The organism is Pseudomonas syringae group sp. J309-1 (assembly GCF_032582135.1).
GTDB classification, from domain to species: domain Bacteria; phylum Pseudomonadota; class Gammaproteobacteria; order Pseudomonadales; family Pseudomonadaceae; genus Aquipseudomonas; species Aquipseudomonas quasicaspiana.
Map to the genome: position 1 here is coordinate 51,090 of NZ_JAWHNU010000031.1, position 16,455 is coordinate 67,544.

General features: G+C 57.5%; 13 protein-coding genes and 1 pseudogene. 7 read left to right on the forward strand and 7 right to left on the reverse strand.

Annotation, left to right across the window (positions count from 1 at the left end):
- Nucleotides 1-91: 91 nt before the first annotated feature.
- The 7 genes from RX972_RS17145 (at nt 92) to RX972_RS17175 (ending at nt 5,719) form a co-directional block, all read left to right on the forward strand.
- Nucleotides 92-1,084 (forward strand): alpha/beta fold hydrolase, encoded by a 993-nt coding sequence (locus tag RX972_RS17145; protein ID WP_316877344.1) that lies wholly within the window; start codon nt 92-94, stop codon nt 1,082-1,084.
- 158 nt (nt 1,085-1,242) lie between these two features.
- Entirely contained in the window at nt 1,243-1,731 is a 489-nt protein-coding gene (gene rraA / locus RX972_RS17150) for a ribonuclease E activity regulator RraA (protein WP_122397575.1), read from the forward strand.
- Between the two features lie 11 nt (nt 1,732-1,742).
- Nucleotides 1,743-2,738: a zinc transporter ZntB gene (locus RX972_RS17155; protein ID WP_122704648.1), complete on the forward strand. Its 996-nt coding sequence runs from the start codon at nt 1,743-1,745 to the stop codon at nt 2,736-2,738.
- Between the two features lie 87 nt (nt 2,739-2,825).
- A complete protein-coding gene (locus tag RX972_RS17160) occupies nt 2,826-3,074 on the forward strand; it encodes a hypothetical protein (RefSeq protein WP_027902737.1) in 249 nt (82 codons plus the stop codon).
- 2 nt (nt 3,075-3,076) lie between these two features.
- Nucleotides 3,077-3,901: a mechanosensitive ion channel family protein gene (locus RX972_RS17165; RefSeq protein ID WP_316877349.1), complete on the forward strand. Its 825-nt coding sequence runs from the start codon at nt 3,077-3,079 to the stop codon at nt 3,899-3,901.
- 86 nt (nt 3,902-3,987) lie between these two features.
- A complete protein-coding gene (sigX, locus tag RX972_RS17170; RefSeq protein ID WP_027902735.1) occupies nt 3,988-4,578 on the forward strand; it encodes an RNA polymerase sigma factor SigX in 591 nt (196 codons plus the stop codon).
- A 106-nt stretch (nt 4,579-4,684) separates the two neighbouring features.
- Nucleotides 4,685-5,719, forward strand: coding sequence for an OmpA family protein (locus RX972_RS17175; RefSeq protein WP_027902734.1), 1,035 nt, complete (start codon nt 4,685-4,687; stop codon nt 5,717-5,719).
- A gap of 78 nt (nt 5,720-5,797) precedes the next feature.
- Here RX972_RS17175 and cobA read toward each other — a convergent pair whose 3' ends face one another.
- From cobA to RX972_RS17210, 7 genes and pseudogenes are all read right to left on the reverse strand, one after another.
- The gene (gene cobA, locus RX972_RS17180; protein ID WP_316877352.1) at nt 5,798-6,547 is read right to left on the reverse strand and encodes a uroporphyrinogen-III C-methyltransferase; all 750 of its coding nucleotides are present in this window, start codon (nt 6,545-6,547) and stop codon (nt 5,798-5,800) included.
- A gap of 13 nt (nt 6,548-6,560) precedes the next feature.
- On the reverse strand, nt 6,561-9,290 hold the full coding sequence (locus tag RX972_RS17185; RefSeq protein WP_316877354.1) for a molybdopterin-dependent oxidoreductase: 2,730 nt from the start codon (nt 9,288-9,290) through the stop codon (nt 6,561-6,563).
- A gap of 29 nt (nt 9,291-9,319) precedes the next feature.
- Nucleotides 9,320-10,519: pseudogene (locus RX972_RS17190) on the reverse strand (NAD(P)/FAD-dependent oxidoreductase); the annotation flags it as partial.
- Nucleotides 10,520-10,878: 359 nt separating this feature from the next.
- A complete protein-coding gene (locus RX972_RS17195) occupies nt 10,879-12,537 on the reverse strand; it encodes a bifunctional protein-serine/threonine kinase/phosphatase (RefSeq protein WP_316877355.1) in 1,659 nt (552 codons plus the stop codon).
- An 8-nt stretch (nt 12,538-12,545) separates the two neighbouring features.
- Complete coding sequence (locus RX972_RS17200; RefSeq protein WP_122397362.1) at nt 12,546-13,757, reverse strand: nitrate/nitrite transporter; 1,212 nt, start codon at nt 13,755-13,757, stop codon at nt 12,546-12,548.
- A gap of 422 nt (nt 13,758-14,179) precedes the next feature.
- Complete coding sequence (locus RX972_RS17205; RefSeq protein WP_027902728.1) at nt 14,180-14,755, reverse strand: ANTAR domain-containing response regulator; 576 nt, start codon at nt 14,753-14,755, stop codon at nt 14,180-14,182.
- Between the two features lie 13 nt (nt 14,756-14,768).
- Nucleotides 14,769-15,977, reverse strand: a complete 1,209-nt coding sequence (locus RX972_RS17210) for a CmpA/NrtA family ABC transporter substrate-binding protein (RefSeq protein ID WP_122397361.1) — start codon at nt 15,975-15,977, stop codon at nt 14,769-14,771.
- Nucleotides 15,978-16,455 lie beyond the last annotated feature (478 nt).

The window sequence follows — 16,455 nt, forward strand, 5'->3', positions numbered from 1 at the left end:
TGAGTGGAGCCCCGGTTCATCTCGGTGAGCCGGGGCTTTTTTACGTTTACCACGGACGGTTTTCACACCGACCTTTGATTGTTTGAGCAATATGCAAAGCAGCAGCACTCTTTTTCCTGTGGCTTTGATCAGCGCCGAGCGTTGTGGCGATCTGATCGAAGACGTTTACCGCCTCAAGCCCGCCAACAGTCCCGATTACAGCGTCGAAATTGCGGTGACCCGGCTGGGTCTGGTCGCGCAGCCTGATGTTCGCGGTGTGCCTGTCATTCTGATGCACGGCAGCTTTTCCAACCGGCGCTTCTGGTATTCCCCTAAAGGCATTGGCCTGGGTGCCTATCTGGCGCGAGCCGGTTTCGATGTATGGATCCCGGAAATGCGTGGTCACGGTCTGTCGGCGCGTAACCAGGCGTACCGTTCCAATCGTGTCGCTGATTACGCCCGCTATGACGTACCCGCCATTGCGGCATTCGTGCGGGAGCTGAGCGGGCAGATTCCGCACTGGATCGGCCATTCCCTGGGCGGCACCACTCTGGCGGCTGCGCTGGGCGGGCAGTATCTTGGCCCACCTGGTGCAGCCTCCGTTGCCTTGTTCGGCAGCCAGGTCAGTCGTGATTACTGGCCGCTGAAGATTCCGCCAGTGCAGTGGGCGGGGCGCATGCTGTTGAAGCCGTTCGAGCACATTTCGGGCCCGCGTTTCAAGCGGGGTCCAGAGGATGAGCCCATCGGTCTGGTGCTGGAAAGTATGCGTTGGCATGGAATGTTCGGCCGCTTCGGTGACCGCGAGACGGACTGGTGGGCAGGTTTGCCGGGCGTTGAAGTGCCGGTGCTTGCGGTTGCCGCCTTTGGCGACCATCAAGACCCGGTCTGGGCGTGCCGCAAACTCTTTGATCAGATTGGCTCGCAACAGCGCAAATTCCTCTGCCTTGGGCGTGAGCAGGGTTTCTCGCAGGATTTCGATCACGTACAGATGTTGGTCAGTAAAGCCGCCCAGCGCGAGGTCTGGCCGCTGGTTACGCAATGGCTGAACGAAGGCTGCGTGCCTGTACAGGAGCTGTCACAAACGCCGATGGTCGTTGGCGAGTGACTTCGACGTATTACACTGGGCGCAGATTGCGATTCCACAGGATGCGAAATGCAGTTCAGCTAAAGGTCGCTACGCTGGATACGTTTTGATCTTATGAGCTACGGTTCATAGGCAGACACATCATAAGACGCTGATCTTTCACTGACAGGAGTACCACCATGCATTACCTCACTCCCGACCTGTGCGACGCTTACCCGGACCTGGTTCAGGTTCTTGAGCCGATGTTCAGCAATTTTGGTGGCCGTGATTCATTCGGCGGCGAAATCGTGACCGTCAAATGCTTCGAGGACAACTCGCTGGTCAAGGAGCAGGCCGAGCTGGACGGGAAGGGCAAGGTACTGGTGGTCGACGGCGGCGGTTCGCTGCGTTGCGCGCTACTCGGTGACATGATTGCCGAGAAGGCCGCGCGCAACGGCTGGCAAGGTATGGTGATCTATGGCTGCATCCGAGACGTGGATGTTCTGGCGCAAACTGATCTGGGTGTACAGGCTCTGGCCAGTCATCCCCTGAGAACCAACAAGCGCGGTATCGGTGACCTGAATGTGGTGGTGACCTTTGCCGGGGTCACGTTCCGTCCAGGGGAATACGTATATGCCGACAACAATGGTGTGATCGTTTCACCGTCGCCTCTGACAATGCCCGAATAAGCGAAGTATTAATGTTTGACGAAACAAACGCGCAGTGGGGGCTGGTTCATGCCCTCGTTTTGGATGGTAAAGGCGGGGCACGTTTCATCGCTCGGACCGAGCTGGATTGCCTGCAATTGCAGCCGCACGAAAGTGTCTGGCTGCATTGGGACCGCGGTCATCCGCAAACTCACACATGGCTGCGTACGGCCAGCGGTCTGAGCGAGTTCGCCTGCGACCTTTTGCTCGAGGAAAATACCCGGCCGCGCTTGCTGCCGCTGCCGGACGAAAAGCTGCTGCTGTTTCTACGCGGGGTCAATCTCAATCCCGGCGCTGAGCCGGAAGACATGGTCTCGGTACGTATCTTTGCCGCAGCTCAGCAAGTCATTTCCTTGCGCTTGCGACCACTGCGGGCCACGGACGAGCTGATTGAACAACTGAACGAAGGCAAGGGCCCTAAAACCGCGTCCGAACTGATCCTGTATCTCGCTCAATACCTGACCGACAAGGTTCAGGCGCTAGTGGGAGACCTCACCGAATCGGTGGATGAAGAGGAAGAAAAGATAGATGCCGACGAACGGTATACCCCTGATCATGGCAAAATGCTGCATATTCGTCGCCGGGCTGCGGGACTGCGGCGTTTCCTCTCTCCACAGAGGGAAATTTACGGGCAGTTAAGTCGCAGCAAACTGCCGTGGTTCGTTGACGATGATGCTGATTACTGGAACGAGCTGAACAACAGCCTGACGCGTTATCTCGAAGAGCTTGAATTGACCCGCGAGCGAGTGGGGCTGGTGCTGGAGTCCGAAGACCGGCGTTTGCGGGAACGGATGAACCACACGATGTACCGCTTTGGCATCATCACAGCAATTTTTCTACCCATGAGCTTCCTGACAGGCTTGCTGGGTATCAACGTTGGCGGGATACCCGGCTCTGACAGCCCATACGGATTTCTGGTGGCCTGCGCATTGATCGTCGCGCTGGCTTTAGGGCAGTGGTGGTTGTTCCGGCGCTTGCGCTGGGTTTAGTGTTAAGTTTTTAAGGTGCGTCCAGGGACTGATTTGTGACTCGTCCGAATCGGCATGCGTCTTCACTGGACGTTACGAGAGGTGCCTATGCACGATCCGTTTGAAGAATCATTGCGCGACATGCTCAAATCTTCATCCTCCAGCCGGGATGATGATGCATGCCTTGGTCGCGTACTGAAGACCGCCAATCGCCAGGTCGGCGCAGGTGTGTTGTTCAGTCTGCTGGGCCGCTGGACGGAAGCGATGATGATCGCTTTGAACAACGGCTCGGCCCATGTTGCACCGGTTTCACGTAAAAAGAATTCTACCGCTCGTCCTGTCGATAAGGCTGATTGAACATGGAATTGGATGTCTGGACCCAGAGTCTGGTTGCCGCAATGACCGCATTGTGGACCAAGGTTGCAATTTTCATCCCGAACCTGTTGGGCGCAGTTGTCGTCGTTTTGCTCGGTTTTGTTGTCGCCAAGCTGCTCGAAACCTTGCTGTCGAAGCTGCTCGCTAAAATCGGTCTTGATCGCTTGATGGCAGGCACTGGCCTGACCAAGCTGATCAGCCGTGCCGGCGTTCAGGTGCCAATTTCCACCCTGATCGGCAAGATCGTTTACTGGTTCGTGTTATTGACCTTTCTGGTAACGGCGGCTGGATCGCTTGGGCTGGAGCGGGTTTCCGCGACGCTGGACATGTTGACAGGGTATTTGCCGAAGGTATTTGGTGCTGCACTGGTGCTGATGGTTGGGGTGCTACTGGCGCAACTGGTCAACGGCCTGGTGCGAGGCGGTGCCGAGGGAGTAGGGCTTGATTACGCTGCGGGACTGGGTAGAGTCGCCCAGGGTCTGGTCATCATTATCAGTATTTCGGTCGCGATCAGTCAGCTAGAAGTCAAAACTGACCTGCTCAATCACGTGATTGTGATCGTTTTGATTACCGTTGGTCTGGCAATTGCGCTGGCCATGGGGTTGGGAAGTCGTGAGCTTGCTGGCCAAATACTGGCAGGGATTTATGTGCGGGAGTTGTATCAGGTAGGGCAAGAGGTGCGGATTGGCGATGTCGAAGGGCAGATCGAAGAGATCGGTACGGTGAAAACCACGCTGCTGACAGACGACGGGGAGTTGGTTTCATTGTCCAACCGCGTTCTTCTGGAGCAGCGAGTGAGCAGCCGTTAAGCGGCTAACCTGCTACTCTATGCCGCCACAAATTGCCGTTTCAAAGGCAGTGGCGGCCATTGACCTGACTGTCGGCACGATTTGTTTTGAATAACCCTCAACCGCTATCGATGCGCTACGACCCGAGCGAGCTCTCTGATGAGGAGCTGGTCGCGCGCGCCCACGTCGAATTGTTTCATGTGACGCGGGCCTACGAAGAGTTGATGCGTCGCTACCAACGAACACTTTTTAACGTCTGTGCACGTTATTTAGGGAACGATCGCGATGCAGATGATGTCTGTCAGGAAGTGATGCTTAAGGTGTTGTATGGCTTGAAGAATTTTGAGGGTAAATCGAAATTCAAAACATGGCTGTACAGCATCACTTACAACGAATGCATCACGCAGTACAGGAAGGAACGGCGTAAGCGTCGCTTGATGGACGCTTTAAGTCTGGATCCACTTGAGGAAGCGTCGGAAGAAAAGACGCCAAAACCTGAAGAACGGGGCGGACTTGATCGCTGGCTTGTGCATGTGAACCCGATTGATCGGGAGATTCTGGTCCTGCGTTTTGTTGCAGAACTTGAATTCCAGGAGATCGCAGACATCATGCACATGGGCTTGAGTGCAACGAAAATGCGCTACAAGCGGGCTTTAGATAAATTACGTGAGAAATTTGCAGGCATTACCGAAACTTAAGGCGATGCAAATATCTCTAACAACCAGGCAAGTTCTGATAGACTTGCCGACGAGTTGTCCCCTTATTGCGGGACTGCTTTACAATCACCAGATGGGGATTTAACGGATGAAACTGAAAAACACCTTGGGCTTGGCCATTGGTACTATTGTTGCCGCGGCATCTTTCGGCGCTCTGGCACAAGGCCAAGGCGCAGTCGAAATCGAAGGCTTCGCCAAGAAAGAGTACTACGACAGCGCCCGTAACTTCAAAAACGACGGCAACCTGTTCGGCGGCTCGATTGGTTACTTCCTGACCGACGACGTAGAAGTACGTCTGGGTTACGACGAAGTTCACAACGTTCGCAGCGATAGCGGCAAGAACATCAAAGGTTCCAACACTGCCCTTGACGCTCTGTACCACTTCAACAACCCGGGCGACATGCTGCGTCCGTACGTTTCGGCTGGTTTCTCTGATCAAAGCCTCGGTCAAGACGCTCGCAGCGGCCGTAACGGTTCTACCTTCGCCAACATTGGCGGCGGCGCCAAGCTTTACTTCACTGACAACTTCTATGCCCGTGCTGGCGTTGAAGCTCAGTACAACATCGACCAAGGTGACACCGAGTGGGCTCCTAGCGTCGGTATCGGCGTAAACTTCGGTGGCGGCTCCAAGAAAGTTGAAGCAGCACCAGCTCCAGTAGCTGAAGTTTGCTCCGACAGCGACAACGACGGCGTGTGCGACAACGTCGACAAGTGCCCGGACACCCCAGCCAACGTTACTGTTGACGCTGATGGCTGCCCAGCAGTTGCCGAAGTGGTTCGTGTTGAGCTGGACGTGAAGTTCGATTTCGACAAATCCGTAGTCAAGCCTAACAGCTACGGCGACATCAAGAACCTCGCTGACTTCATGCAACAGTACCCACAAACCACCACCACTGTTGAAGGTCACACTGACTCCGTCGGTCCTGACGCTTACAACCAAAAACTGTCCGAGCGTCGTGCAAACGCCGTTAAACAGGTTCTGGTTAACCAGTACGGTGTTGGCGCTAGCCGCGTAAACTCGGTTGGTTATGGCGAATCCCGTCCAGTTGCTGACAACGCAACTGACGCTGGCCGCGCTGTTAACCGTCGCGTAGAAGCTGAAGTTGAAGCACAAGCTAAGTAATTAGCCTGCTTTACTCGCTTCAATAGAGAAGCCCGGCTTAGGCCGGGCTTTTCTTTGCCTGCGATTTGAGGGAAAAGATCAGGCCGTTTTGCTTGCTGCCAGATGCAGTAAATCCATCTCCGTTCCCGCCGCGACCGTACCAATCACCAGAATGGCCGGACTCTTCAATTCGAATAGCGCAGCATCCCGTTGCATCTCTGCCAGTGAGCTACGGCATTCCCGTTGTTGAGGCAGTGAAGCGTTTTCGATCATTGCCACCGGCATGTTCAGCGACATGCCGCCACTGATCAGGATGTCACGTATCTCTGCCAGTTTTGCTACGCCCATGTACACGACCAACGTTGTTCCCCCTTGAGCCAGCGCTTGCCAGTTCAGGGTGCTGTCATCCTGAGTGTGAGCTGTCACCAGCGTTACGCCGCGACTGACGCCGCGCAGCGTCAGCGAGATACCGCATTGCGTCGCACCCGCCAGGCCTGCGGTTATGCCATTGACCAGTTCCACCTCAACCCCATGGGCCCTCATCCAGTCGGCTTCTTCGCCACCCCGGCCGAATATGCACGGGTCTCCGCCTTTGAGGCGAACTACGCATTTGCCCTGGCGCACATAGCGAAGCATCAGCCGATGGATGAACGCCTGCGGTGTAGAGCGGCAACCGCCGCGTTTGCCGACTGCAATCACTCGGGCGGCTGGGCAGTGCTCTAAAACGGCGCTGTTTACCAGGTCGTCGATCAGTACCACATCCGCTTCTCGCAAAGCGCGTACAGCTTTGAGGGTCAGTAGCTCCGGATCACCTGGGCCTGCGCCGACCAGCCAGACTTTTGCACTCATGCCGTACACCTCATTAATTGACCGCGACGGCCGTCAGCAGTCGTTTGATTTCCGGCACACAGGAGCCGCACATCGTGCCGCAGCCCAGTTGTGCCTTCAGTTGACCCAGATCCAGACCTTTTTCGATGGCATCGCACACCGCGTTTTCACTGACGTTCATGCAGTTGCACAACGTCTTGCTGCCGATTGCCTGGGTAGTGCTCGAACCGGGAGCGCTGCTGATCGGGGCAAGCAACCAGCGGCGTAGCTCGTCATCGATCTCCTTTCCATCGAGCCACAAGCTTTGCAACCAGTCCCTGGCGAGCGTTTCCCCGCCCAGACGGATCGCGGTGACTCGACCTTGATCCAGACGAATGCGTTTGCTGATACCGCGATGGGCATCGTCATAAGCCAGCACCGGGCCGTGATCCAGCCCCAGTAAATGGTCAATCCGGTCAAGCAGTTCTTGAGCAGGTGCTTCACTGCTGGCTGCACGCAGGGTAAGGGCAGAGCGCTCACGTCCGGCGAGACTCAAGCTGGTGTAAGGAAACTCGTCACACAGTGAGCGCAGGGCATCCAGTCGGAGTTGCACATCACCTTCTATCAGCACAAACAGTCGCCATGGCAGGTCGATCTTGTCGACGCGCACGCCAGAATGCTTCAGCTCAGGCTGTTTGGAGATGGGGTCAACGGCTGGCTGTGTCAGGAGATTCACGCCGCCCTTGAGAAAACGATCCCCCCAGTGCATCGGCATGAAGGCATGACCCGCCCGCAGGCCGTCATCGCTGCCTACCGGTACAATCACGCTGCCGCGTCGGCTTTTCAGGGTGACCAGATCACCGGGTTTCAGTCGATAGCGATGCAGGTCTTCCGGGTGCAGGCTCACTACCGCTTCGCTGACGTGACCGAACAGGCGCGCAGCGGTGCCGGTGCGACTCATGCCATGCCATTGATCGCGCAGACGGCCAGTATTCAGCGTCAGCGGAAAACGGCTGTCACGCAGTTCTTTTGCTGCGCTGTACGGTTCGCTGATGAATCGGGCTCTGCCTGATGGCGTCGGAAATTGGCCGTTCAGATAAAGCCGCGCCGTACCGCAGGTTGCTCCTGCGGGGAATGGCCATTGTTGTGGGCCATGCTGGTCGATAATGTCGTAGCTGATCCCGGACAGATCCAGGTCACGGCCTTGGGTCAGGAGCTTGTATTCGTCGAACAGCGCCTGAGGCGTCTGGAAATCAAAAAGCGCTTTTGCGTCAGGTTGCAGCCGAGCCTGGAGGCGTTGGGCGAAATCAACGGTGATCGCCCAGTCCGGCCTCGTCTCGCCGGGTGCGGCGATCGCTTTGCGTACGTGAGAAATACGTCGTTCGGAGTTGGTGACCGAGCCTTCTTTTTCGCCCCAGCTCGCGGCGGGTAGCAGCAGGTCGGCGAAGCGTGCAGTTTCTGTTGTTCGGAACGCTTCCTGCAGGATCACGAATGGACAGGCGCTCAAGGCTTCGCGAATCCGGGTCTGATCAGGTAGCGACTGAGCCGGATTGGTACAGGCGATCCATACGGCTTTGATTTTGCCATTCTGCATCTGATCGAACAGTTCGATGGCCGATAAGCCTGCTGTTTCCGGCAGCTTATCGATCCCCCAGTACTGCGCGACCTCGGCCCGATGTTCGGGGTTGGCGGCTTCCCGGTGACCAGGCAGCAGATTGGACAGGCTGCCAGTCTCGCGACCGCCCATGGCGTTGGGTTGGCCGGTCAGGGAAAAAGGCCCGGCACCCGGACGTCCAATTTGCCCAGTAGCCAGATGCAGGTTGATCAGTGCGCTGTTTTTGGCGCTGCCCGCTGTGGACTGATTCAGGCCCATGCACCATAGCGACAGAAAGCTCGGGGCCTGACCGATCCATTGCGCGCAGTCGTGGAGTTGTTGGCGCGAGATACCGCAGGTCTGCGCGACCATTTGCGGCGTGTAATGGTGCACCAGACTTTTCAGTTCGGCGTAGCCTTCGGTGTGCTGATCAATGAAATCCTGATCGACCCAGCCTTCCCACAGCAACAGATGCAGGATCCCGTGAAACAGCGCCACGTCTGTGCCGGGATTGATCGCCAGATGCATGCCCGCCAGATCGCACGTATCGGTTCTGCGTGGATCGATGACGATAATTTTCATGTCCGGGCGCTGGCTTTTCGCTTCTTCCAGGCGGCGAAATAAAATCGGATGAGCGTAAGCCATGTTGCTGCCGACGATCATCACGCAATCGCTCAGCTCGATATCTTCATAGCTACAGGGCGGAGCGTCTGCGCCCAGACTGCGCTTGTAGCCCACCACGGCGGAAGACATGCAAAGGCGGGAGTTGCTGTCGATATTGTTGGTGCCTACCAGCGCTCGGGCCAGCTTGTTGAACGCGTAGTAGTCCTCGGTCAGCAGTTGCCCCGAGATATAGAACGCAACGCTGTCAGGTCCGTGCTTGCGGATAGTTTCGGCAAATACATTAGCAGCGTGATCCAGAGCGGTGTCCCAATCCGTGACCGCTCGCGCAAGACTTTTGCTCAGGCGCAATTCCGGGTACAGCGCCCTGGCATTGAGGTCGCCCGTCAGGTGCAAGGTCGAACCCTTGCTGCACAGCTTGCCGAAGTTAGCCGGGTGCACGGGATCTCCGCTGACGCCGATGATGTTGCGTCCGTCATGTTCGATCAGTACGCCGCAGCCGACCCCGCAATAGCAGCAGGTGGATGCGGTGGTTTGCGTCGCGGGCGCCGGGATGCTGGTCAGGCGCATAGCGCGATGTCCTTTTGCGGCGTGGTGGCTTCGCCGAACATCAGTTGGTCACGTAGTCCGCTGATTGATTGCCCGCTGCGGATCAGGCGCAGATACCAGCCCCCGTCCGTGGTATCGCCGTACAAGCAAGCGCCCACCAGCACGTTGTCTTTGATCACCAGTTTTTTATAGCGCCCACTGATGGGGTCCAGCAGAGTGATGGTTTCGGTGCCTTCGCCACCCATGAAGTCCCCGGCAGAAAAAAGGTCAATGCCGGTCACTTTCAATTTGGTCGAAGTGACCGAACCTTTGTAGCGAGCGAAGCCCAGTTGCGCGAGATGATTGGCGCAGACTTTGGCTTGCTCGAACAGCGGTGCTACCAGGCCGTAGGCCGTACCGCGATGACTTGCGCACTCGCCGATGGCATAAATACGCGGGTCGTAGGTTTGCAGGGTGTCATTGACCAGAATCCCGCGATTGCAGGGCAGTCCAGCCAATTCTGCCAGCTCGGTTGCCGGGCGAATGCCTGCTGCCATGACCACCAGGTCGGCAGGGATCACGTCACCATTTTTGAATTGCACGGCTTTCACCGCGCCTTTGCCGTTATCCAGCAACGCTTCGGTCTGCTCGTTCAGGCGAAAGTGCAGGCCACGGGATTCCAGTGCGGTTTGCAGCAATTGCCCGGCGGTTTTGTCCAGTTGGCGCTCCAGCAGCCATTTGCCGATGTGGACGACGGTCACGCCCATGCCGCGCATTTTCAAGCCGTTTGCCGCTTCCAGGCCGAGCAGGCCGCCGCCGATCACCACCGCATGTTTCCGCGTCTTGGCGGTATGAATCATGATTCGTGTGTCAGCGATATCGCGATAGCCGATCACACCGCTGAGGGCGCTACCGGGCATGGGCGGCATGAAGGGCGTCGAGCCTGTGGCGATCAGCAGGCGGTCGTAATGCGCGACGGTGCCGTCGTCGGCGATTACCTGGCGTTTCGCGCGGTCGATTTTCACGACCCTGCGGTTGAGCAGCAGCCGAATGTTGTTGCTCAAGTACCATTCCAGATCGTTGAGCACGATGTCTTCGAACTTCTGTTCACCGGCCAGCACCGGAGACAGCATGATGCGGTTGTAGTTGGGATGCGGCTCGGCACCGAACACCGTGATGGCGTAGAGCTCGTCGCTGAGTTTGAGCAGCTCTTCAAGCGTTCGAACTCCGGCCATGCCGTTGCCAATCATCACCAGCTTGAGTTTTTTCATCTTGCCTCCGAGAAGCCCGCGAGAGGGTGCTCGACAAATCCTGCACAAACAAAAAAGGCGTCCCGCTAGATAACTAGCGAGGACGCCTTTGTCCGGTCCCGTTCTCTCGGGAAGCTCAGCCTTCGTCTTTGAAGGCTGTAGCGATGTGAGTTGCTTGACGATAGATATGCAGGGGTTGTGCCAGATAGAGCATGATGTGATGGCTAAACTGTCGGAGCAGGGCTTGCCCGCGATAGGGTTGGACTTTGTTCACTTTAGACCGCAGCGACCTTATCGCGGGCAAGCCCTGCTCCCACAGGATGTATATCAACGAGTTGCTCACTTTGGTGCGAATTGCACCGTTGCAGGGCAATCACTGCTCAATGACGCATCAACCAGATAATCCCCACCAGATTCACCAGCAGTGAAACCAGTGCAACCGTGCGCCAGACTTTCAGCGGCTCACGCTCCAGCAGCGGCTGTGCGCGTTTCACCATTGGCCGGTGTTCGGCTTGTTCGAGCTCCAGCAACCATTGCTCTGTGGTTTCATAGCGCAGTTGCGGATCAGCTTGCAGTGCCTTGCTCAGATTGTGATCCAGCCAGTCGGGCAGGTCCGGGCGGTACCGGCTGGCTGGTGTGGGCGTACCGAAGCGCCGATGCTGGAATGCTTCGATTTCACCGTACGGGTAATGCCCGGTCAGCAGGTAATAAAGGGTGACGCCCGCCGCGTAAATATCCTGCTGTGGAGTGGGTTCGTCGCCCTTGAACGCTTCAGGTGCAATGAAGCTTGGCGTGCCTGGCAACTCGCCCGGCGTCAGTGTGGAGAGGCCGGGACAGTAAGCGAGACCAAAATCCAGCAGGCGCAACTCGCCGTTATCGTCGAGCAGCAGGTTTTCCGGTTTGATGTCCCGGTGGATGATATTGCGCCGATGCAGCAAGCCCACGGCACGCAGCAGTTGCGTGGCATGACCCAGCCATTGCGCCACGGAGACCGGGCCGTGCTCTTTGAATGATTGAGACAAACTGCGTCCCGGATGCTCACGCATCACGTAATACAGGTGTTGGCGATCTGGTACTGAATGGGTTTCAGGAAAGAAGCGTCCCGCAACCCGGCGCAAAAACCACTCTTCCAGCAGCAATCCCTGGCCCGCACCGGGTTCGTCATGGCGATTGCCTGGAAGTGTTTTCAGCAGCCAGTGCCGGCTTTGCGCATCGCTGACCCGATACAGCAGCGACTGTCGAGACTCGGCCAGCAGACTGTTTATCTGCCAGCCTTCGAAAGCTTGTCCGGGCTTTAGTACTGGCGGCAGCGGCCATTGTTGAAGCTGAATCAGCGCGTCGCCAAGGTCGTCCTGACCCAGCGCATCGACGCGAATCAGCACGGCGCTGGCGTTGTCCTGACTGCCAGCCAGATGCGCGGCGCTGACCAGCGTCTGCACGGCACGATCCAGATCCTCCTGTTCGGCGAGAATCGAGCGAATGCTGGCGTCCCCCAGCGTCGCCCAGACACCATCGCTGAGCAGCAGCAGGCGTTCGCCCTCACGCAGCTCGCCGTCCAGATAATCCATGACCACGTATTGATCCAGGCCCAGTGCGCGTTTGAGCACGTGCTGCATGTCGGGCTGTTCCCAGACGTGGTCTTCACTGATGCGTTGCAGCACTCCTTCGTGCCAACGGTAGGCGCGACAGTCGCCGACGTGGGCCAGCGTGAAGCGCCTGCCACGTAGCACCAGGGCGCTGAGTGTGGTTAGCAAGCCATTGGCCTGCAACCAGCGATTCTGCGCCAGCAGTAGCCGGTCAAGGGATTGGGCGACGCCCCAGGTTTCCGGCGTCGAGTAGTAATCCAGCGCCAGCGCTTGCAAGGTTGATTGCGCGGCGAGGGCGCCATCAACGCATTGACTGACGCCATCAGCAAGGGCAAACAAATAGCCCTTGCTGGCGGCAAGGGCCGGGGCCGGAGTCACCAGGCGCATCGCGTCCTGATTCTCCGCCCGCGGCCCACTGGCGCTGAATTGAGCCAGGCTCAGTTGCAAGCTCATCAAGCGACTCAGACGCGAGCAGCGGTTACTGCTGCCGAACCCCAGGTGGTTCTCCAGCGACGCTTGACGTTAAGCAGGCCGAACCACGCCAGTACGCCAAGAAACGCGAACAACCACAAGCCCATCTGATAATCACCGGTGTGTTGCTTGATCGAGCCCAGACCGGCTGCGAGCAGGAAACCACCGATGCCGCCAGCCATGCCGATCAAGCCGGTCATGACGCCGATTTCCTTGCGGAAACGTTGTGGCACCAGTTGGAACACTGCGCCATTACCGGCACCCAGACCGAGCATCGCTGCAACAAACAACGCCAGTGCCGCCCAGGAACTTGGCAAGTTGAAACCAACGGCCGCGATGCAGATAGCAGCCACCGCGTACATGCCCGCCAGGGTGCGGATACCGCCGAATCGGTCAGCCAGTGCACCGCCCAGTGGGCGCATCAGGCTGCCACCAAAGACGCAGGCTGCGGTGTAGTAACCGGCAGTGACAGGGCTCAGGCCGTATTGGTCGTTGAAGTAGCCGGGCAGGGCGCTGGCCAGGCCAATGAAACCGCCGAAGGTGACGCTGTAGAAAAACATGAACCACCAGCTGTCACGATCACCCAGCGCCTTGAGATAGTCGCCCATGGACTTGGGTTTCGCGCGCTCCGGCGCATTACGTGCCATCAGCGAAAAAGCGATCAGGGTCAGGACCAGCGGGATGACCGCAAAGCCGAACACGTTGCTCCAGCCAAACGCCGCAGCCAGTACCGGAGCAATCAACGCGGCCAGCACGGTGCCCGAATTACCTGCACCGGCAATGCCCATCGCTTTGCCTTGATGCTCTGCTGGATACCACTGGGAAGCCAGCGGCAGCGCGACGGCGAACGATGCACCGGCAACGCCGAGGAACACGCCCAGCAACAGCGCCTGCTCATAGGTGTGAACGCCCAGATTCCAGGCAGTGAACAGTGCAAGTATTACGATGACCTGACCGATGATCCCGGCGGTTTTCGGCGATAGTTGATCTGCCACGATACCCATCACAAAGCGCAGCAGGGCGCCTGCCAGGATAGGCGTGGCCACCATCAGGCCGCGTTGTTGAGTAGTCAGTTGAAGGTCTGTCGCAATTTGAACGGCCATCGGGCCGAGCAGGTACCAGACCATGAAGCTCAGATCGAAATACAGAAAGGCGGCGAACAGGGTCGGTTTATGGCCGGCCTTCCAGAAGCTTGTATTCATTGAACACCTCATCTGCAAAAAGGAAGATCTTTTGTCTCGGGCACGGACCCGAAACGTAAGGGCTTGAAGCTGGAGAGACTTGCAGGTGGGGCGTCCATAACCTCGGCAGCACCACCGACCCCGATCACTGGGACCAAAACGCAAAAAACGCCGCAACCCGATTCGCGTTGGCGAAAGAGGTGTGCGACGTCTTTGTCGTAAAGTGGGGCAACCGCCGTTGGTTACCTGTGCTTATTAACTAGCAAAAGCTGGGCCAGATGGAAAAATCTTACCCTTCAACTCATTTTGGAATGCATTCCCTTGTGGGAGCCGGGCTTGCCCGCGATAAGGTTCACGCGATCTAAAGTGATTTTGCGTCCAGCCTTATCGCCGGAATGCCGCCCAGACCAATCTACGCTCCCTCAAATCCACAAAACTACGACTCACCCCAACAACTCACTCATCGCAATGATCTGCTCCGCCACCTGAATCAGTTTCTGCTGTTTGCTCATGGCCTGGCGGCGCATCAAGGTATAGGCCTCTTCCTCTTTGCACTCCTTCATTTTCATCAGCAACCCCTTGGCCAGCTCGATGCGTTTGCGCTCGGCCAGTTGCTGGTCCCGTGCCTGAAGTTGTGCACGCAAGGCCTGATCGCTCTCAAAACGGGCCATGGCCACATCGAGGATCGGCTGCAGCCGCTGGGCATGAATACCCTCGACGATGTACGCGCTGACACCAGACTTGATGGCCTGACGCATCACCCCCGGATCATGTTCGTCGGTGAACATCACGATAGGGCGAGGCTGGTCGCGACTGACCATCACCACCTGTTCCATTACATCGCGGCCGGGGGATTCAGTGTCGATCAGGATGACATCCGGGCGAAGCGCTTCAACCCGGGCGGGCAAGTCAATAATCAGCCCGGACTCGTCGATTACTTCAAAGCCCGCTTCACTCAGCGCGGCTTTCAGACGTCCGACTTTTTTTGCCGTGTCATTGATCAAGAGGATACGCAGCATAATCGTCAACTCCTCATTGAGTCACGGCGGCGGCCGCGTCGGCCATGGCGTGAAGTTTGAAGCTGCGGGCATAGCCAGCCGGGTCTGAACCATCCCACACCTTGCCGTCGATCAGTTGGCTGCTGCGCATCGTTGCCGTCGGAACCGTTATGTCCAGTGCCTCCGCGGCCTGACGATAAAGCGCCAGTTGGTGAACGCCTTTGGCGACATTGAGGTAGTCCGGATCTTCACGCAGCAAACCCCAGCGGCGGAACTGCGTCATGAACCACATGCCGTCGGACAGGTATGGCAGATTGACTTCGCCATTGCCGTGAAAGCGCAGAGCGTGATGGTCGTGCCATTGGTTACCCAAGCCGTCGCGGTAATCACCCAGCAAGCGGGGTTCGATATAACTGGCGGGAGCATCCAGATAATCCGCGCCGCTAAGCAATTGCGCGGTGCTGCGACGATTTTCGTCGCTGGATTCGATGAAGCGACTGGCTTCGAGTACGGCCATGACCAATGCCCGTGCGGTGTTGGGGTTCTGCTCGACAAATTCCCGGGTGCAGCCAAGCACTTTTTCCGGGTGGTTGGGCCAGATTGCCTGGGTGGTGGCGAAGGTGAAGCCCAGTTGCTGATCCACTGCACTGGCGCCCCAGGGTTCACCGACACAGAAACCATCGATACGACCGGCTTGCAGATGTTCGACCATGCGCGGCGGCGGAACAACCACGCTGGTCACATCCTGCAAGGGATGAATGCCCTGGCTCGCCAGCCAGTAATAAAGCCACATGGCATGATTGCCGGTAGGGAAGGTCTGCGCGAAGGTCAGCTTTGTGCCGCTTTGGTGCACTTGCTGATCCAGCGCCTCAGGAGTGATCACGCCAGCTTCCTGTAGCGGACGCGATAAGTTGATGCTCTGACCGTTCTGGTTCAGTCCCATGAGCACGGCCATGTCGGTGGCTGCGCTGCCGCCAATGCCTAACTGCACGGCATAGATCAAACCGTAAAGACTGTGGGCCGCGTGCAGTTCGCCACTGACCAGCTTGTCCCGCAGGCTTGCCCATGAAGGCTGGCGCTTGAGGTTCAGGCTCAGGCCATAAGGCTGGGCGAAGCCTTGCGTAGCGGCAACGACTATGGAGGCGCTGTCTGACAGCGGCATGAAGCCGATATCCAGGCTGTTTATCTCTGGCGCATCGCTGCCAGCTACCCAGGCCAACGGGTTTCGTGTGGGTTCGTTCATAAGTGTCATCTGTCCTCTGCCACGACAACTGCGCGTGGGGCGGGCGTGCCCGAGCCAGGCTGGCAGAAATCTTTCATAAAAAAAGCGTCGTTCAATCCTTTGCCAAAAAGCAAAGACGGAACGACGCCATTGTCGATGCATCGGGCCCTCGTTGGCACGCTGCTATTAGCTTAAGCCAAGCAAGCGATATGCCAGTGCCATGCTCACCTTGTCGTGGTGCAGTGGATCAGTTCCTGCAAAAGCATAGGTAATCTACATATCTTTTATGTGGGAGTTTGGTGTACATATCCATTACAGCTTTCACTGCTTCTATTGGTTGCGCTTTTACAGCGCCTCACTTTTGAAAGGAGCCGGAAGCCGGCCCAGCCAAAAGTAAGCAAAAGGCTCTTGCCCCACCACTAGGTGCCTCGCCTAGGCTCGGCATGCCCGTAATCCGACATTGCTGCGTGGGGCCGCCGCCACCGGCCATCCATGGCCT